15 protein-coding genes and 1 pseudogene are annotated in these 18,703 nt (G+C 71.5%); 9 read left to right on the top strand and 7 right to left on the bottom strand.

Annotated elements, in window-relative coordinates; translation table 11 throughout:
• Positions 1–131: 131 nt before the first annotated feature.
• Entirely contained in the window at positions 132–509 is a 378-nt protein-coding gene (locus ACIP9H_RS16240; protein ID WP_401583264.1) for a DUF488 domain-containing protein, read from the top strand.
• 115 nt (positions 510–624) lie between these two features.
• Positions 625–1,095: a MarR family winged helix-turn-helix transcriptional regulator gene (locus tag ACIP9H_RS16235; protein ID WP_401583262.1), complete on the top strand. Its 471-nt coding sequence runs from the start codon at positions 625–627 to the stop codon at positions 1,093–1,095.
• Positions 1,096–1,120: 25 nt separating this feature from the next.
• On the opposite strand, the gene ACIP9H_RS16230 is transcribed toward ACIP9H_RS16235, so the two are convergent.
• Positions 1,121–1,750: an isochorismatase family protein gene (locus tag ACIP9H_RS16230; protein WP_401583261.1), complete on the bottom strand. Its 630-nt coding sequence runs from the start codon at positions 1,748–1,750 to the stop codon at positions 1,121–1,123.
• A 237-nt stretch (positions 1,751–1,987) separates the two neighbouring features.
• On the opposite strand from ACIP9H_RS16230, the gene ACIP9H_RS16225 reads away from it, so the two are divergent.
• The 5 genes from ACIP9H_RS16225 to ACIP9H_RS16205 all read left to right on the top strand — a co-directional run bounded on the left by ACIP9H_RS16225 (position 1,988) and on the right by ACIP9H_RS16205 (position 10,001).
• A complete protein-coding gene (locus ACIP9H_RS16225) occupies positions 1,988–3,208 on the top strand; it encodes an alpha/beta hydrolase family protein (protein ID WP_401583259.1) in 1,221 nt (406 codons plus the stop codon).
• A gap of 71 nt (positions 3,209–3,279) precedes the next feature.
• Positions 3,280–4,059, top strand: coding sequence for an SDR family NAD(P)-dependent oxidoreductase (locus tag ACIP9H_RS16220; protein WP_401583257.1), 780 nt, complete (start codon positions 3,280–3,282; stop codon positions 4,057–4,059).
• A gap of 223 nt (positions 4,060–4,282) precedes the next feature.
• Positions 4,283–4,684: a tautomerase family protein gene (locus ACIP9H_RS16215; protein WP_401583256.1), complete on the top strand. Its 402-nt coding sequence runs from the start codon at positions 4,283–4,285 to the stop codon at positions 4,682–4,684.
• Between the two features lie 558 nt (positions 4,685–5,242).
• Positions 5,243–8,851, top strand: coding sequence for a S8 family serine peptidase (locus tag ACIP9H_RS16210; protein ID WP_401959496.1), 3,609 nt, complete (start codon positions 5,243–5,245; stop codon positions 8,849–8,851).
• Positions 8,852–9,170: 319 nt separating this feature from the next.
• Positions 9,171–10,001, top strand: a complete 831-nt coding sequence (locus ACIP9H_RS16205) for a GNAT family N-acetyltransferase (protein ID WP_401959494.1) — start codon at positions 9,171–9,173, stop codon at positions 9,999–10,001.
• 14 nt (positions 10,002–10,015) lie between these two features.
• On the opposite strand, the gene ACIP9H_RS16200 is transcribed toward ACIP9H_RS16205, so the two are convergent.
• Positions 10,016–10,384, bottom strand: a complete 369-nt coding sequence (locus ACIP9H_RS16200) for a nuclear transport factor 2 family protein (protein WP_401583250.1) — start codon at positions 10,382–10,384, stop codon at positions 10,016–10,018.
• A 70-nt stretch (positions 10,385–10,454) separates the two neighbouring features.
• Between ACIP9H_RS16200 and ACIP9H_RS16195 the strand changes: the two genes are divergently transcribed.
• The gene (locus ACIP9H_RS16195) at positions 10,455–11,330 is read left to right on the top strand and encodes a LysR family transcriptional regulator (RefSeq protein WP_401583248.1); all 876 of its coding nucleotides are present in this window, start codon (positions 10,455–10,457) and stop codon (positions 11,328–11,330) included.
• Between the two features lie 99 nt (positions 11,331–11,429).
• On the opposite strand, the pseudogene ACIP9H_RS16190 reads toward ACIP9H_RS16195, so the two are convergent.
• From ACIP9H_RS16190 to ACIP9H_RS16175, 4 genes and pseudogenes are all read right to left on the bottom strand, one after another.
• A pseudogene (locus tag ACIP9H_RS16190) lies at positions 11,430–12,959 on the bottom strand (FAD-dependent monooxygenase); the annotation flags it as partial.
• A gap of 129 nt (positions 12,960–13,088) precedes the next feature.
• Positions 13,089–14,570: a CoA-acylating methylmalonate-semialdehyde dehydrogenase gene (gene mmsA / locus ACIP9H_RS16185; protein WP_401583246.1), complete on the bottom strand. Its 1,482-nt coding sequence runs from the start codon at positions 14,568–14,570 to the stop codon at positions 13,089–13,091.
• Positions 14,571–14,853: 283 nt separating this feature from the next.
• Positions 14,854–15,669 (bottom strand): alpha/beta fold hydrolase, encoded by an 816-nt coding sequence (locus ACIP9H_RS16180; RefSeq protein WP_401959491.1) that lies wholly within the window; start codon positions 15,667–15,669, stop codon positions 14,854–14,856.
• 152 nt (positions 15,670–15,821) lie between these two features.
• Complete coding sequence (locus tag ACIP9H_RS16175; RefSeq protein ID WP_401583243.1) at positions 15,822–16,484, bottom strand: DUF4097 family beta strand repeat-containing protein; 663 nt, start codon at positions 16,482–16,484, stop codon at positions 15,822–15,824.
• Positions 16,485–16,722: 238 nt separating this feature from the next.
• On the opposite strand from ACIP9H_RS16175, the gene ACIP9H_RS16170 reads away from it, so the two are divergent.
• Complete coding sequence (locus ACIP9H_RS16170) at positions 16,723–17,478, top strand: helix-turn-helix domain-containing protein (RefSeq protein ID WP_401583242.1); 756 nt, start codon at positions 16,723–16,725, stop codon at positions 17,476–17,478.
• 24 nt (positions 17,479–17,502) lie between these two features.
• Here ACIP9H_RS16170 and ACIP9H_RS16165 read toward each other — a convergent pair whose 3' ends face one another.
• A complete protein-coding gene (locus ACIP9H_RS16165) occupies positions 17,503–18,519 on the bottom strand; it encodes a LacI family DNA-binding transcriptional regulator (protein ID WP_401583241.1) in 1,017 nt (338 codons plus the stop codon).
• Positions 18,520–18,703: the final 184 nt, after the last annotated feature.

Here is an 18,703-nt window from a genome sequence, read left to right as displayed (position 1 = left end):
GGGCGCCGTCGCCGCGCTCGCCGGGCCACGGCGCCGTACCGCCGATAGAGTGATCACCAGAGGTTCCCGCCCCGGCACGGCCGGCTTCGGACCGGACGCCGGGCAGTCCCACCGGGAAGGTGACGACGGCCATGGCCGGACGATTCAGCTGCCAGAGGATCTACGAGGAGACCTCGCCGCGCGACGGCAAGCGCGTGCTCGTGGACCGCCTGTGGCCCCGCGGGATGAGCAAGGAGCGGGCCCGTCTCGACGAATGGCTCCGCGACGTGGCGCCCTCCGCGGATCTGCGCACGTGGTACCACCACGACCCCGAGCGCTTCGCGGAGTTCCGCGACCGCTACATCGGCGAGCTGGAGGACGCCGATCACCGGCCCGCCGTCCGGCACCTGCGCGACCTCGCCGCCCACGGCAGGGTCACGTTGCTCACCGCCACCAAGGACCTCGACCGCAGCGAGGCCGCCGTCCTCGCCCAATGGCTGGGCGCCGCCGGCACGGCGAGCCGCCGCTGACACGACGGGGGCGGACCCTCGTCATGCCGCCCGTACGGCCGCCCGCCGCGCCGTTACAATCACCGGATCGGGATACGGGGCGTCAGCTCCCGGGGTGAGGCAGTGGAGAAGGGGCGTGAGCCGCACGGTGCGCAACGTTGCTGACCCGGATCTCGGGGTGCTGGCCGGGCGCCTGCTGTTCGCCGTCCAGGCCGAACTCTTCTCCCGTCTGCACGACCTCGGGTTCGACGACCTGAAGCCCCGTCACGGTGCCGTCCTCGCCTACCTCCAGGCGGAGGGCATCCGCGCGACCGACCTGGCCCGGGTGTCCGGTCAGCACAAGCAGGTGATCGGGACGCTCGTCGACGAACTCACCGAGCTGGGCTACGTCGAGCGGCACAACGATCCCGCGGACCGGAGGGCCAAGCTCGTGTGCCCCACCGAGCGCGGTCGCGCCCAGATGGCCGCCGCGGACAAGATCATGACGGAGATGCAGGCACGCCACGCGCAGCGCCTCGGGGTCGGTGTCTACGCCGAGTTCAAGCGCCTGTTCGTGGATGTCGTCGAGCAGCAGCGCCGCGACGCGAGCACGGTCGCTGCCGACTGACGCCGCCGGCGCACCGCCGTGCCCGTCATGCGTGTTTGGTGTACGCCGCCGAGAGCTGGCCGACGATGACCGAGAAGGGCATGTCGAGTGCTCCGTACACGTCCCCGGCGAGGGGCGAGGCGTTGTCGGCGAGGATCTCGACCATCAGCGTGGCGTAGTCGCTGACGACGGCCCCTGCCTGCTGGAGCCGGATGAGCCCGGCCTCGCGCTTGGCGTCGGAGAAGGTACCGGAGGCGTCGAGGGCGACGTACGTGGCGAAGCCCTCGGCAGCCGCGGCGATGGCCGGCAGGGTGGCGCACACTTCGAGCGAGATGCCGGTGAAGATCAGCCGCTGCCGACCGGTCGCCCTGATCCGGTCCCGTACCCGGCTGTCGTGCCAGGCGTTCACCGTGCCGCGGTCGATGACGTCGACATCGTCCGGCAGGACCTCGGCGAGTTCGGGGACGAGCGGTCCCCACATGCTGTCCGCGGCCGTGGTGGTGACCACGATCGGCAGGTTGAGCACCTGCGCCGCCTTCGCCAGGGCGACCACATTGTGCTTCAGCTCCAGCAGGTCGGTGTCCCGGACCCCGCTGTAGAGGCCCACTTGGTGGTCGACCAGGACCAGTGCCGCGTTGTCGGTGGTCAGAAACTCGCGGAACGTCGTGTCGGGCATGACGTGCTCACCTTTTCCGATGGACGCATGGTGACTCATCGCGACAGTCAAAATTCATGACCAATGCGAACGTAACGCTCCTTTTCCACCCGTGCAAGCAGCCCTGGAGGGGTGGGCGGAGCGGTGGGTTGCCATCGCGCGGACGACTCCTTAGGCTCATTGGTAAGTAATCTTGATAGTCATGAAAACTTACTGTCAGCCTCTGTTCCGAGATGCCGCACCGCCGGGAGCTCCTCCATGTCTGTGATCGAGTTGACCACCTTCACTGTCACGCCCGAGCGGACGTCGGCGATGCTGGCCGCCCGGAGCGGGATGCTCGCCGACTTCCGCAAGGACCGGCGGGGATTCATCGCCGCACGACTGGTCCGCGTGGCGGACGACACCTGGCTCGACATCGTCGAGTGGACCGACGCGCAGGCGTACGACGAATCGAGCGCGAAGGGCGGCAACCTCCCCGGCATCGCCGCCTTCTTCGCCACGATCGACACGCTGGTGAGCGCCGAGAGCGCCGTGCGGTACGACGACGCGGAGGACGGCCCGCGCGCGGTCCGCACCATCGCGTACGGCCCGGAACCGTCGCAGGTCGGAGAGCTGTACCTGCCGCAGGGCGACGGCCCGTTCCCCACCGTCGTGCTGATCCACGGCGGTTGGTGGGCGGCGATGTTCGACCGCAGGCAGTCGACCGCCCTCGCGGAGGACCTGGTCTCGCGGGGGTTCGCGGTCTGGAACATCGAGTACCGGCGCATCGGCGAGCCCGGCGGCGGCTGGCCCGGCACCTTCGACGACGTGGCGGCCGCCGTGGACGCGGTACCGGACCTCGACCCCTCGATCGACGCGGACCGGATCCTGGTCGTGGGCCACTCCGCCGGGGGCCAGCTCGCCACGTGGACCGCGCACCGGTCCGTGCTGCCCGACGGTGTCCCGGGTGCCCGTCCGAAGGTGCGGCCGCTCGGCGTCGTGACCCTGGCCGGCGTGCTCGACCTGGTCGCGGCCGACGAGGCCCGGCTCGGAGCGGAGCTCGCGGAGGCGGACGCTCAGCCGCCGGCCGGTGCGCCGTCGCCGTCCCTGCCGGACCCCTGGAACGCCGTCGCCTCGCGTGCGCACGACGGGATCGTGCCGCTCCTGCTCGGCGGGCGCGTCACCGAGTACGGCGAGCGGTACGCGGCGGCGTCTCCCGTTCTGCTGGAGAATGGAGGCGTGCCGGTACTCGTGATCCACGGCACGGCCGACGACGTCATTCCGCCCGCATACGGCCGGACGTACGCGGAGGCGGCGGCCGCCAGGGGCGCGGACGTCACCTTCGTGGCCTCGCCCGGCGCCGGCCACTTCGACGTCGTGGACCCGGCGGGACACGCGTGGAACGTGGCCCGGACCTGGGTCGAGGAGCGGGCGGCGGCAGCGGACCGCGAGCGGGCCCCCCTGGCAACCACTGCCGCGCCGGCCCACGGCGGGATGTGAACCACCTGCCCGCAGGGCCCCGCCGGAGGCTCGTGCCCGGCCTCCGGCCCGACTGAGCACGGGAGGGTCGCGTGTCCGCCCGATTCACAGACAAGGTCGTCCTGATCACCGGGGCCACGTCCGGCGTGGGCCGGGCGACCGCGGAGCGGATCGCGGGCGAGGGCGCGAAGGTCGTCCTGGCGGCGCGCGGCGAGGAGGTCGGCCACGCGGTGGTGGCCGGCATCCGCGCGGCCGGTGGCGAGGCGGTCTTCGTCCCCACCGACGTGACCGCGGAGGCCGAGGTGGCCGAACTCGTCCAGTGGACGGTGAGCCGGTACGGCCGGCTCGACGGCGCGTTCAACAACGTCGGCGCCCCCACGGCCATGGGCCCGATCACCGGGATCGACGGCGCGGCCTGGCGCGCGGAGCTGGAGCTGAACCTCAGCAGTGTCTTCTACGGCCTGAAGCACCAGATCCCCGCGCTCCGGGCCGCCGGGGGCGGCGCCATCCTCAACAACGCCTCCGCCTGCGGCGTCGCCGCCTACCCGAACATGGCGTCCTACAACGCCGCCAAGCACGGCGTGATCGGGCTGACGCGCTCGGCGGCGCTGGACGCGGCCCCGGCGGGGATCAGGATCAACGCCCTGATCACCGGCGGCGTGGACACCCCCTTGTCGCGGGGGCTGGCCGGTGGCCTGCCGGGCGTGACGTGGGAGGAGTCCTGGCGCGCGGCCGAGGCGATGCACCCGCTCGGGCGGATGGGGCGGCCGGAGGAGGTCGCCGCCTTCGCGGCGTTCCTGCTGAGCGACGAGACGGGCTTCATCACGGGGGCCGCGCTCGCGATCGACGGCGGGATGACGGCACGCCTGTAGGGCGTGTTCGGCCCGGGGAAGTCGGCGCATCGTACGTGCGGCCGCCTCGCGGGGGAGTGCACCCTCGATGAGAATGCCCTCGTGAGCCCTTTCGGGGCGGACGCGCGTGCCGTGCCCGGACGGCCGGGTCTCCGGAGGGCGCCGCACACTCGCCTCCGCACACGGTCCACGCCCGGCCGGACCGCGTCGCGGACCCCGGGCCTCCCTGCCGAAGGAGCATGCCATGCCCGTCTTCAACGCCTACGTCCCCGCGGGCCGCTTCTCGCCGGAGCAGAAGGGCGCACTCGCCGACGCGCTCAACCAGTCGCTCGTTCAGGGGCTCGGCATTCCCGAGGGCGACCGCTTCATCGTGATCAGTGAGCACAGCGACAGCGAACTGTTCCTGGACCCGACCTTCATGGGGATGCAGCGCAGCAGCGACGCGATGATCATCACGGTCCTCCTCGGGGCGCACCGGCCCCTCGAGGACAAGCGGGCGGTCGCGGCCGCCATCAACAGGCTGGTGGCCGAGGCTGTCGGCGTCTCGCCGGACGACATCTTCATCGCGCTGATCCCCGTTCCGAACGAGAGCTTCTCCTTCGGCAGGGGCGAACTCCAACTCGCGGACACCGCTCCGCGCTGGTGACCGCGGGGCCCGGACCCCGGCGCCGGTGGTGCGGCGCCGGGGTTCCGCGCGTTCGGTTCTCATCGGCGGTACCGAGGCGGGATTTCCGCGTTGTTCCGTATGTGTGAAAACTTCGAAAACCACCGGATGTCGAATTGCGTGCGGGGTGAAAGGGGTATTTCGCGGGCGTTTCCTGATGCCCGTTCCCGGGCTGTTCTGTCTGGTCAAGTGCCGTTGTGGCGGGGGTTGTCCAGCCGTCGGCCGATCTGACGACGGCCCAGGAAAGTTATTAGTTCAAGGCCTTTACATTTCCCCTGCGGGGATGGTCGGATGCCGTCCATCGTCGACTCTGGAGGAAATGTGCGCGTTCCATTCGCCCGAAGATCTGCGGCATCGGTTGCCGCGGTTCTTGCCGTCACCCTGAGCACTCCCGGGGCGGCCCACGGCGCCGCCCCACTCCTCCCCGCTGCCACGTCCCCGGCCGGAACCGGCGGGTCCCAGCACGCGCCGGTCACCGTGACGTTGATCACCGGCGACAAGGTGACGATGACTCAGGAGGCGGGCGGCCAGGCTCCTTTGATGGATGTCGAGCGCGCGCCGGGGGCCAAGGGGTCCGTGCGTGTGGTCGCCGAAGGCGGGGACACGTTTGTGTACCCCGACGAGGCCATGGCGTACCTCGCGACAGGCCGACTCGACAAGCAACTCTTCAACGTCACACGGCTGGTGGCCCAGGGCTATGACGACGCCCACGCCGGCGCGCTCCCCTTGATCATCACCCGCTCCAATGCCGCGTCCGCTCGCACGAACGGCGCCTCCGAGAAGGCACTGCCGGGGACGGCCACCACCGTGGACCTGCCCTCCGTCCACGGAGCGGCCGTTCGCGCCCAGCGGTCGAAGGCCACCGCGTTCTGGTCGACCCTGACTGGTGCAGGGGACGGCGACCTGCCGGCGGCGAGGACCGCCGAGGCCTCCCCGGGCCCGTCCGCGCCGTCCTTCGCCGCCGGTGTGGACGGGGTGTGGCTGGACGCCAAGGCGCAGGCCACGCTGGCCGATTCGACCGCGCAGATCGGCGCACCCGCGGCGTGGGCCGCGGGCGGTACGGGCGCCGGGGTGCGGGTCGCGGTGCTGGACTCGGGCGTGGACGCCACCCACCCGGACCTGGCCGACCGCATTGTGGCGTCGCGCAGTTTCGTCCCCGGCCAGGAGGTCGTGGACCGCTACGGCCACGGCACCCACACCGCCTCCACGGTCGCCGGGACGGGCGCCGCTTCCGACGGCAAGGAGCGCGGTGTCGCCCCCGGCGCCGACCTCGTGGTCGGCAAGGTCCTCGGCGACAACGGCTCGGGCGCGATATCGGGGATCATCGCGGGCATGGAGTGGGCGGTGCGGACCGAACACGCCAAGGTCGTCAACATGAGCCTGGGCACGCCGGCCTGGCACACCCAGGACGACCCGCTGAGCCAGGCGGTGAACGAGCTGAGCGCCGAGACGGGCGCGCTGTTCGTCATCGCCGCGGGCAACAGCGGCAACAGCCCCTACAGCGTGAGCGCGCCGGGAACCGCGGACGCCGCGCTCACCGTCGGCGCGGTGGACGGCTCCGACCACCTCGCCGACTTCTCCAGCGCCGGACCCCGGCTGAACGACGACGGCCTCAAGCCAGATCTGACGGCCCCCGGTGTCGACGTGACGGCGGCGCGCTCCCAGTACATGACCGACGGCGGCGAGGGCTGGTACCGCTCCGACAGCGGCACGTCCATGGCGGCGCCCCATGTCGCGGGCGCGGCCGTCCTGCTGGCCCAGAAGCACCCGTCGTGGACCGGGGGGCAGATCAAGGACGCGCTGATGGGCACCAGCGTCCTGACGCCCGACTACAGCCCGTACCAGGCCGGCACCGGGCGGCTGGACGTGGCCGCGGCCTACCTGAAGGACCAGGTCGTCGCGACCGGTTCGGTGGACGCCGGACTCGTGCGCTGGGCCAAGGACCGGAAGCACGATCCGGTCACGCGGAAGATCACGTACACCAACACCACGGACCGCGCGGTGTCGTTGCGGCTCTCGACCGATCGCGGGGCCTCGCCCGCCGGGGTGTTCACCCTGGCCGCCGACCGCGTCACCGTACCGGCGCGCGGATCCGCGACCGTCGGCATCACGGCGAACCCGGGAGGACTGGCTCCCGGCCAGTACGCCGCCCAGGTCACCGCGGTCTCGCAGGCCGGTTCCGTGCACACGGCCGTGGGCCTGTCCGTCGAGTCCGAGAAGCACACCCTGACGGTGCATCTGAAGGACCGCTCCGGCAAGCCGGTCAGCGGTGAGGTCGAGATCACCGGAGCCGACGGGAGGACCACCGTCATGTGGGCCCCGGACGGCACGCTCAGCAGCCGCTGGGCGCCCGGCTCCTACACCGTGGTGTCCACGCTGGACGTGGAGGGCCGCCACGGCCCGCACTCCCTCGGGTTCGCGGTGCTGACCGCCCCCGAAGTCGACCTGACGGCCGACCGGACCGTCGACCTCGACGCCTCGCGCATCCGCCAGGTCAAGGTGGCGACGCCCAAGCCCACGTCCGTGACCACCAGCAGGATCGACCTCTTCCGCTCCTTCACCTCGGCCGAGCCCACGCCCAGCGACACGCAGGCCCTGCACGAGATCCTGCTGCCCTCGCCCGCGTACGACAGCCTCTGGGCCCTCCCGACCAACGGCAAGGTGAAGAAGGGCAGTTTCGTCTTCACCACCCGGATCCGGGCCGAGCAGACCCCGCTGAGGATCAGCTACGCCGGACGCTCTCTCGACGACACACTGCTGGTGCAGCCGGGATCCCCTCAGTTCCGCGACGGCACCGCGCACGTGGACGCCGTCTTCGCCGGCGACGGAACGGCTGCCGGCTACGCGGGCCTGTCCGCACGCGGCAAGGCCGCGGTCGTCCGCCGCAGTGCCGACGTGGCCCCCGCGGACCAGGCGGCCGCGGCGCGCGCCGCGGGTGCGGCGATGCTCCTGGTGGTCAACGACGGGGACGGCCGGGGGACCGACTGGTACGGCACCCCGGACGGCACGGGCACCGGTCCGGTCCCGGTCGCCTCGCTCACCACGGACGAGGGTGAGGCGCTGATCCGGCGGATCACCTCCGCGGGCAGGGCCGCGACGAAGCTGGCGGTCGAGGCCCACCCCTCGCCCGCGTACCTGTACGACCTGGCCGACTACCACCAGGGAGGCATCCCGCAGGACCCGTCGGCGGCCACCGACCCCGGCAGCCTCGCGCGCATCGACAACGTCTTCGCACCGCCCGCCGGCGTGCAGGTCGTGGAGAGCCGGGAGGACAGCCCGCCGTACGAGTTCTGGCCGGCCGGCTACCCGTACGCCGTCTACGGATCGGTGCGGGTCCCGCCGTTTCCGAGGGAACCGGTCGCCCGTGGGCAGCGGACCGACTGGGTGTCCGCCGGGAAGGGCGTCAAGTGGCAGCAGTACGCGTCCACCGACGGCTGGGGGACCTTCACCGACGTCGTGGGCTACCAGCCGGGCAGCGTGCACAGCGAGCACTGGTTCGGCCCGATCACCCGGCCGCGCATCCTGGGCTTCGAGGTCCCGCACCGGGTCGGCAACGCCATGGGCGGCATGATCGCGGGATTCGGCGACGGGGGATCCGCCCACAGCGGTGACACGTCGTCCCTGTGGTCGCGCAGCTTCGCGCTCTACCAGGGGGACCGGCTGCTGGTGCAGAGCGGGCCGCGGCCCGATTTCGGGGTGGGCGACCTGGCACCCCAGAAGCTCCCGTACCGGCTGGTCGTCGACACCAGGGCCAACGCCGAATTCACCCCCTACTCCGCCACCACGCACACCGAGTGGACGTTCCTGTCCGGCACCGCCGACGACCAGGCCCTGCCGCTCGCCCAACTCGACTACACCACCGACGTGGACCTCGACGGACGGGCCAAGCGCACGTCGGCCTTCTCCGTCACACCCGCCGTCGTCGGCAGTGACGCCGCGAAGGACGCGGTCTCCTCAGTCCGGCTCGACGTGTCCTACGACGACGGTAAATCCTGGCAGCCGCAGAACATGAAGGAGAACAAGGGCACCTGGCAGACCCAGCTCCACGCACCGGCCGGGGCGCACTACGTCTCGATCCGGGTCACCGCCGCGCAGCGCAACGGCGGCGGCATCACCCAGACGGTCACCCGGGCCTTCGGCCTGAAGTGACCTCCGCAGAGCGGCCGGTGCCCGCCACCGGCCGCTCCGCGGCACCCCGGGCCGGGGAGTCCGATGTGAGCGCGGCCCTTGCTGTGTCGCAGACCTCAGTGGGACGACTTCGGATCCTGCGCTGATTCGGCACCGTGATCACCCATGGGCCACGGGACCGGCAGCGACGCGCGCAGTTGCGCCTCCGGATCCCAGTCGGCCGGTCTTTCCCCAACGTCGCCCTTCCAGGGGTACCCCTGGGCGACCCAGTCGTTACGGGCCTTGATCACGCCCGCGTCTGACGCGTCCTCGTATCCGAACTCGATGCCGCAGCACGGTTGTGGCCTCCGCCGTGTCCGGTGCCTCAGATGCCCTGCCCAGCGGTGGCCCTCCCGAGGAGATGCCTCCCGAGGTGGCCGCCATGCTGCGCCGGCGCAACCGGTGGGTCGCGCGCACCGACCCCGGGGGCTGCTGGCTCGCCGTGGACGAGACCTCCGGCATGCCGCTCGGGGTCGCCCTGTCGACCCGCCGCGAGGGGACCTGGGGGCTGGCGCTCCTTGCCGTGCTGCCCTCCGCGCAGCGGCAGGGGGTCGGCCGCGAACTGCTCGCCGCCGCCATGGCCTACGGGCGTGGCTGCCTGCGCGGCATCATCTGCAGTTCCCCCGATCCGCGGGCGGCGGCGACCTACCGTCGGGCGGGCTTCGTGCTGCATCCGGCGATGCGCTTGGAGGGCGCCGTCCGCAAGGACGACCTGCCGACGCCCGACGGGGCGGTGCACGAGGGCTCGGCCAAGCACCGCGACCTGGTGGACTCCGTCGACCGGCGTACCCGGGGCAGCGCCCACGGCCCCGACCACGAACAACTGCTCACCGAGAGCGACCTGCTGATCGTCGACGACCTGGCCGGCAGCGGCTACTGCTACATCGACCCGTACGGGAACATACGCCTGCTCGCCGCCACCTCACGCCGCCTGGCGTCCCGGCTGCTCACGGCCGCACTACTGAGCCTGCCCGAGGGTGCCCCGGCACAGATCGCCAATGTGACGGCCGAGCAGCAGTGGGCCGTGGACGTGGGGCTGACCGCCGGACTGGAACTCAGCACGTCCGCCTGGGTCTGCCTGCGCGGAATGCGGCCACCGGAGCCATACATCCCCTCGGGGTTCTTCGGGTGACGTTGGAGTCGTCGTCAGTGGTGTTTCTCGAATCCCGCCAGCAGTGCGCGGGGGTCGAAGGTCACCCGGATCCGGGTGAGCTTCCCGTTCTCCGCGTGCATCCAGTTCGCCGTCGGGGTGGGCGGCGCAACGCTTGTGTGCAGGTCGAACCAGGTGATCGCGTCATCATTTTCCGCCACCCGTACCTTCACGTCGATCTTCTCCAGCACTTGACCGAGCCCCTTCAGTCCTGCGAGCGCCTCCTCCACCCCGGACGCTGTTCCCAGTGCCCCGACGAAGTCGACATCCTCGGCCAGCAGCCCCCGCAGGGTCTGGAAGTCGCCTGCTTCCCAGGCGGTGAAGTAGGTCTCGGCAAGCTCTCGCACCGTCTTCGTTGTCGTCATGCCCTCATCCTTGAGCAGCTCCCTCCATCCGTCCAACAGATGGATCCGATGGCCTCTATCATCATTGGATATGGAGATTCATCAGCTTCGCTACTTCGCCGCGATCATGGACGAGGGCACCTTCACCGCTGCCGCTCATCGCCTGCACGTCAGCCAGTCCGGCATCAGCACCCAAGTGGCCAAGCTGGAGTTGGAACTGGGCCAGCAGTTGCTCGACCGCTCCGGCCGACGAATTCGCCTCACGCCGGCCGGCGAGGCGGTCCTCCCTCTGGCGAAGAGCGCCCTTGCCATCCTTGAGGCCATCGAGCACACCGTCGCCGAGTTCACCGATGCCGTCCGGGGCCGGGTCCGTCTCGGCATGATCATGGGCTGCTCGATCCCGGCCTTCCTCGATACCGTCGCGGATCTCGGCCGTACCCACCCCGGCGTCGAGCTCAGCCTTCACGAGGGCTACTCCGGTGACCTCCAGACCCACGCTCTCTCCGGCACTCTCGACCTGGCCCTGATCGGTTATGCGGGCGATGTCGCCCCGGGCCTGGAGGTGAGCGTCGTCCTCGACGAGCCGGTTGCCGTCGCCGTCCCGGCCGGGCACCCTCTCGACCGGAAGGAATTGAGTCTCGCCGACCTGGAGGGTGAGAAGATCCTCTGCCTTTCCCGAGGCACCGGCATCCGCGCCGCCTACGAGGACTCCTGCCGCAGGATCGGTCTCGACCCACGCGTGGACATCGACGCCAGTTCCCCGGTCACCCTGCTCCGCCTCGTTGAGCGCGGCGCCGGGGTTGCCGTCCTGAGCGCGTCCTCCGTGCAGGGCGCCGACGTGCGGACTGTCTCGCTCACCGACGCCGCCACGCACGCCCGGCTCGGACTCGTCACCCGCCATGGCCAGTCTTCTCCAGCCGTACAACTCCTGCGGGCCAGGCTCCTTGCCGCCCTGCACACCGGCTAGACCTGCGCGTCGATCACGGCGATGCACGGCCTGGTCGAGCCGAAGGGGAGCACCCAGGCAGGATTCGTACCTGCGGCACCCGCTTGAGGAGAGCGGTTCTCAGGCCCCCGGCCGCCGGACCGCGGCGATCGCGTCCGCCGCCTCGGCGGTGAGCGCCGTTCCGTCGCGGGTCGACGCGGCCCAGGCGACATGGCCGTCCGGGCGGATCAGTGCGGCGCGGAGCCGGTCCCATTCCGGGCGGACGCGGTCGGGCGCGTCCGTGACCACGGTCAGGACGTGCGGCGGACGCCCGCCGTCCGTGCGCGGCGACGCGGTCTCCGCGTCCGCCTTCGAGGCCATGAGCAGCACGTACCGATCGGCGGCGAGGACGGAGAAGAGCCCCCTGCCGTCGGCGAGTCGGAGGTCCGGGGCCCGGTGGCCGACGAGCGGATGGGCGTCGCCGCCCGGCGGATGGGCGACGGCGAGCCCGGACAGCTCCTTGGCCAGCGAAGCGGAGAACTCGGGCACCTCGCTGATGGCCCGGTTCAGCACCGAGCGCAGGGCGAGAAGATCCGGCCGGAAGTCGGTCATGAGCGACGTCTGCGCGCGGACGAGTTCCATCAGCGCGACACCGGCCGCATGGCGTTCGTCGTGGTAGCTGTCCAGCAGCCCGCCGGGCGCCCAGCCCCGCACGGTGGCCGCGAGCTTCCATCCCAGGTTCCACGCGTCCTGGAGGCCGACGTTGAGGCCCAGGCCGCCGACGGGGAAGATGCGATGGGCGGCGTCCCCGGCCAGCAGGACCCTTCCGGACCGGTAGCGCTCCGCGAGCCGGTTGGCGGATCCGGTCCGTGACACCCACAGGGGATCGCGGAGGCCGAAGTCCGAGCCGGCCACGGCCGCCAGCCGGACGCGGAGCTCCTCCGCGCCCGCATGGCGCGTCCAGTCGTCGTCGCCGTCGCCGGTGGCGTTGACCCCGCCGACGCGGTGGACGCCGTTGCCCATGGGGACGACGAGCGCCTGGCCCGCGGCGCTGTTCCGCTGGAAGTACGGCACGTCCGGCGGGTCGTCGAGGGTGACGTCGGCGATCCAGGTGTACGCGGTGGAGTCCGTTCCCGGGAACGCGATGCCGACGGCCTTGCGGACCTCGCTCGCGGCGCCGTCGCAACCGACCAGGTAGTCGGCCTCCAGCGTGTACCGCCCGCCTGCGGTCTCCACCTGGGCCACCACCGAATCGGCGTCCTGCGTCAGGCCGGCGAAGGCGTGTCCGCGCCTGATGTCCGCACCCAGGTCGAGGGCGTACTGCTCCAGCAGTTCCTCGACCCTCGGCTGGCCCAGCACGAGGATGTGCGGGAAGGGGGTGTCCAGCGTGCTGAAGTCGACGCGCTGGTCGAGCAGGCCGAAATGGGAGTTCGGGATCTTCCTGCCCTCGTCGAGGAAGAGGTGGTCGATCCCGCGCGATGCCCAGATCTCCATGGTCCGCGGATGGATCGTGAAGCCCTTCGAGTGCGGGAAGCGCTCCTCGCGGCGTTCGACGACGGTCACATCGACGCCCGCCAGGCGCAGTTCCGCCGCCAGCCACAGACCGGTCGGCCCGGCACCGACGACAACGGTCTCTCCCATGCGTTCCTCCGCCGATGAGTCGCCCGCACTGGCCTGTCGGCGGGGACAGTAACAGAGAACGGGTGCCGGGCCGACCGTCTGTGGGACATCAACGCGACGACGGGACAGCGGAGTTGGGCGGAATCGTCGGCGGTGGCGCACCGCCTCCCGGCGCGGGGTTCAGCGGGAGGCCCGAGCTGCGGCTTCCGGCCACACGCTCGTGACCACCTTGCCCTGCGTGTAGAAGTGCACGGCCTCGCTCCCGTACATACGGTGGTCGCCGAAGGCCGAGTCCTTCCAGCCGCCGAAGGAGTGGTAGCCCACCGGCACGGGCATCGGCACGTTCACGCCGACCATCCCGGCTTCGACCTCCAACTGGAACCGCCGGGCCGCGCCGCCGTCGCGGGTGAAGACGGAGCTCGCGTTGCCGTACCGGGAGCCGTTGACGACGGCCAGGCCCTCCTCGAAGGTCTCCACGCGGACCACGCACAGGACGGGACCGAAGATCTCGTTGCGGTAGGCGTCCGATTCCGTGCTGACCCTGTCGAGCAGGGTGACGCCCATCCAGTGGCCATTCTCCCGACCCTCGACGGTGAAATCCCTGCCGTCGAGCACCACGTCGGCGCCTTGGGCGGCAGCGCCCGCGACGTGGGCCGCGACCTCGTCGCGGTGTTCCCGGGTGACGAGCGGGCCCATCTCGGACGCCGGGTCGTTCCCGGGTCCTATCGTGATCCGGGCGGCCCGTTCGGCGATCCGCGGGACGAGTGCGTCGCCCGCCGAGCCGACCGCGACCACCACGGAGACGGCCATGCAGCGCTGGCCGGCGGATCCGTAGGCGGCGGTCACGGCGGCGTCGGCCGCCGCGTCGAGGTCGGCGTCGGGGAGCACCAGCATGTGGTTCTTCGCCCCGCCGAGGGCCTGGACGCGCTTGCCGCTCGCGGCGGCCCGGCTGTAGACGTGGCGGGCGACCGGCGTGGAGCCGACGAACGACACCGCGGCCACGTCGGGGTGGTCGAGCAGCGCGTCCACCGCGACCTTGTCGCCGTGCAGGATGTTGAGCACACCGTCGGGCACGCCGGCCTCGGCCGCCAGTTCCGCGAGGAGCATGGAGGCCGACGGGGCCTTTCCGCTCGGCTTGTGCACGAAGGTGTTCCCGCAGGCGATCGCCATGGGGAACATCCACATGCCGATCATGGCGGGGAAGTTGAACGGTGAGATGCCGACGACCACACCGAGCGGCTGCCGGAACGACGCCACGTCGACACGGCCCGACACCTCCGTGGACGTGTCACCCTTGAGCGCCGTGCCGATCCCGCAGGCCAGCTCGACGATCTCCAGGCCCCGCGCGACTTCCGCGAGGGCGTCCGCGTGGATCTTGCCCTGCTCGGCGGTGATCAGCGCGGCGATGTCGTCGCGGCGCGCGTCCAGCAGGGCGCGGTAGCGGAAGAGGATCGCGATCCGATCGGCGAGCGAGGTCGTGCGCCAGGTGGCATAGGCCTGCTTGGCCGCGGCGACCGCCGCGTCGGCCTCCTCGGCGCCGGCCATTGCCACCTGCGCGGTGACCTCTCCGGTCGCGGGGTCGGTCACGGTGCCCCAGGTGCCGGGGGCACCCGGGGCGCCCGTGAACGGCTTGCCGGCGATCCAGTGGGTGACGGTCTTCATCGGTCGGAACTCCTCCAGGGATGACGGCGGCGGGCCGCGGGCTTCCTGGCGCCGCACCTCGCACGCCGTGAGCCCGGCCGGACGGGCCGTGGTCCGGGCCGCGTGCATGTGCCACGCGTCCGCGGGCCCGCACTGCTGAACTGGAATCTACGACCGGGATCCCGGCGGTGAGGCGGTTCGGACGCCCGGGGCCCGATGTGCGCGCATCCGGTCTCGTTGTGTGGTGGCCCGCGTCACTCGCCGCCCGCCCGCCCGCCGCGCCTCCGCGTCCGCCGGTCGGTGCTCAGTGACTCGTGCCCTCCTGCGGGGCGATGTCGCGCAGGGCCCGGGCGACGGCAGGGTAGTCCTTCTTGAGGATCGCACCGTGGTTGCTGGCGACCTTCGCGGCGATCCGTATGTTCGGGTTCCGGGAGGTCACCGCGTCGAGGCCGGCGCGGATGCGCTCCTGTTCGTCGCCGCGGCTGCCGAGGGACGTGCCGGAGGCGACGACATAGCGGACGGGGACGGTGATGCGGTCCAGCACGGGGCCCAGTTCGCGTTCGCGGGAGAGCACGCCCAGCTCGATGTTGCTCTCGGCCTGCTGTGCGGCGGTCATCCGCGGGGCCAGGCCGGTCGGGCGCAGCAGGGGCAGGAACCAGCTCATGCGCCGGAAGAGCTTGCGGATGCGTACTTCCATGGCCTCGTCGAGCCAGTCGTGCGGGAACGCGCCGTCGACCAGGACCGCGCCCAGGGCGCGCTGCGGGTTGCGGTCGGCCCAGTGCGCCGCGACGACCGCGCCGTAGGACCAGCCCATGACCAGGGCCCGGTCCACGTTCCTGGCGGCGAGGACGGCGTCGACGTCCCGGACGGCCGCCTCGAAGGAGTAGTCCGACGAGCGCCCCGACTTGCCGCGGGCACGCTCGTCGAAGGTGATGTGCCGCCACTGCGGGCCGAGTTCGGCGAGGACGCGGCGCCAGTACCCCTGGGTGGCGAACTGGCCGTTGAGGTAGACCACGGGGATGCCGGGGCCACCGGAGTCGGTGACGGCCAGGGCCGTGTCCTCGACCGGCACCATGCCGGACCACTGCGCACCGGCCCTGGACGTGCTGTTGTTCGTCATGGGATTCCCCTTGCTCGCGTGAGATGTCCTGTACGTGGTGTGCGGGGCCCGGCGCGGAATCGTGGGCCCCTGCCCAGGCCTGCCGCGCCCGCCGCGGCCGAAGGGATCTCGGCCGCGGCGGGTCCGGCGGGGCGGTGGTGGCGCCGCGCTGTTCAGAGGCTGCGGGCGGTGATGTCGCCCTGCGGGGTGGTGGCGCGGATGTCGAGTTCGACGGTGCCGTCGTTCTTGAGGGCGTTGACGATGCGGCCGTGGCCCGTTCCGGCGTCCAGGGCTGCCGAGACGCCGGCGGCCGCGCCGACCGAGATGTCACCGGACTGGGTGCTGAGCACGACCGTGCCGCGCACTGCCTCGGTGATCCGGATGTCGCCCCGCGCGGTGCTGATCTCCGCGGGACCGCCCAGCCGGCCGATCTCGACGTCGCCGTCGACCGCGGTGAGGCGGACGCCCGCCGCCTCGTCGATCTTGATGTGGCGGTACGCGCCGTCGAAGACCACGTCGCCGAGGCGTCCCACCCCGCGCAGCTCGGCGCTGCCGGTCTTGGCCTCGATGCGGGAGCCGGCGGGCAGTTGGACGGTGACCTCCACGGAACCGGAAGGACCGATGAGCCGGTTGGCGTCGGGCGCCGTGATCCGCAGGATGCCGCCGGCGTAGGTGACGGTGACCTGCTCGGCGGTCTTGGTGTCGCGGCCCTTGGCGGGATCGGCGGCCACGACCTCGACGGTGGTGTCGGCGCGGTCGGCGGCGATCACCTGGACGCGGCCGGCCGGGATGCTCAGGATCGCGGTCACCGGGGCCGGGGTGTCGAACTTCTGCATCGTTCTCTCCTGTGCTCGTTCCTTGTTTCCGACATGAGAAACGCTACGTTGCTTTCCATCTCACGACAACATGCTTGTTGCATCGCATCCATAAATGCGCAGCTCAAGGACTAGAAAGTGTTGCAACGGACCTGAAAGTAACGCAACGACAGATCTCTCGTGCATTGCAATGGGTAAGGAGTGAACGCTATGGTGGGGGAGTCAGGGACCGCCGTGAGGAACCACCGAGGAGATCGCGATGCCGGGAGGCAGGCTCACCCAGTCCGAACGCCAGCAGATCGCGCTGGGGCTGGCCGACAGCCTCCCCTACGCCGAGATCGCCCGGCGCCTGGACCGTCCGACCTCGACGGTCACGCGCGAGGTGATGCGCAACGGCGGCCCCACCGCCTACCGCGCCGACCTGGCGCACCGCGCCACCGAACACCGCGCGCACCGGCGCCGGCCCGCGTCCCCCCGGGCTCCGCAGACGGATCCCCAGTCGCACGGACGCGACGCCGCGGCCGTCGCGGCGTACGAGGAGACCTTTACGACCGTGCTGATGGGCTCCGGCCTGGGCAAGACGCCGGCCCGCGTGCTGACCTGCCTGTTCACCACGGACGCGGGCAGCCTCACGGCGTCCGAGCTCGCCTCGCGCCTCCAGGTCAGCCCGGCGTCCGTCTCCAAGGCGATCTCGTTCCTGGAGAGTCAGAGCCTGGTGCGCCGGGAACGCGACGAACGCCGCCGCGACCGCTACGTCGTCGACGACGAGCTCTTCTTCCAGGCGACGATCGCCAGCGCCCGGGCCAACGACCATCTCGTCGCGACGGCCCGTCAGGGTGTCGCCGTCCTCGGCCCCGACACCCCGGCCGCCGCCCGCCTGGAGAACATCGCCCGCTTCCTCGACTTCATCAGCGAGAGCATCACCCGCGCCGCCGAACAGGCCCGCGAAGTCCTCCACACCAGGCCCGCGACAGCGCCGGAGGACAGCGCACCGCCGCGTCCCGGCGGCGCGTAGGCGGCAGCCCGTCGGCGGGTCGCGCTACTGCGGCAGGGTCGAGTCACGGATCGTCAGGCTGCACGGCATGCGGTGCACTCCCGAGCCGGCCTGGCCGTCGATGGCGGCGAACAGGTGCTGGGCGGCCGTGCGGCCCAGCACTTCGAGGTTCATGTCGATGGTGGTCAGCGGGGGCCTGGTCTCGGTGGACAGCACCTCCCAGTTGTCGTACCCGACGACCGCGATGTCCTCGGGCACACGACGGCCCCGCTCGCGGGCGGCCTCGACGAAGCCCGCGGCGATCTGGTCGCTCCCGCACACCACGGCGTCGATCCCGGGGTCGGAGCCGAGCACGATCTCGGCCGCCTGCCGCCCCCACCGCTGCGACCAGGCCCCGAAGAGCACTTGGCCGCCGGAGAGGGCGAGCCCCGCTTCCTCCAGCGCGCCGAGGGTGCCGGCGGCACGGTCCTGCGCGGCCTGGTAGTCGGTCGGCCCGGTGATGTGGGCGATGCGCCGTCTGCCGACGGTCACCAGGTGCTGGACGGCGAGGCGGGCCCCTCCGACGTCGTCGGGCACGAATGAGACGTCCCGCGGATCGTCCGAGGGCGCATAGGCGTAGACGACGGGCACCGGCAGGTCGCGGCTGATCGACGGCCGCCGGTCGGTGCTCTCGCCCACCACGATGATCCCGTCGACGCGACGGGCCAGCAGGGTGCGTACGTAGTGCTGTTCGCGGATGGAGTCGCCGCGCGCGTCGCACAGCAGGACGGCCATCTCCCCCGTGCCGAAGGCGTCCTCCGCGCCGAGCATCACGGGGATGCCGAAACGGCCGACGCTGTCACTGGTGAGCAGCCCCACGGTGCGGGTCTGACCGGAGATCAGGCTCCGGGCGAGCGCGTTGGGCTGGTACGCGAGTTCCTCGGCCGCCCGCAGCACCCGCTGCACGGTCTCGGCGCGGACCTGGTTACCGCCGTTGAGCGCCTTGGACGCGGTCGCGATCGACACCCCCGCGAGCGAGGCCACATCGGTGATCGTGGTCGCCCGTCGCCGCTGAGAACTCATCGTTCCGAGAACCTTTTCGTGAGGAGGGAGGACGCTGCGTCCCAGGCTGCCTGCTCCAATTTGCCTGAATATAGAGGGGACATGCGTGGTGGACAAGTGACGTACCTCACTCCGAACCCTTGACAGCCCCGGCCGCCGATCCTACGTTTCCAAAAACCTTTCAGGTCAGTTTTCGGTGCTTCTC

The sequence above is a fragment of the Streptomyces sp. NPDC088732 genome (genome assembly GCF_044751205.1).
In the GTDB taxonomy this organism is placed as follows: Bacteria; Actinomycetota; Actinomycetes; order Streptomycetales; family Streptomycetaceae; genus Actinacidiphila.
This window is presented reverse-complemented; position numbering and strand designations above follow the sequence as displayed.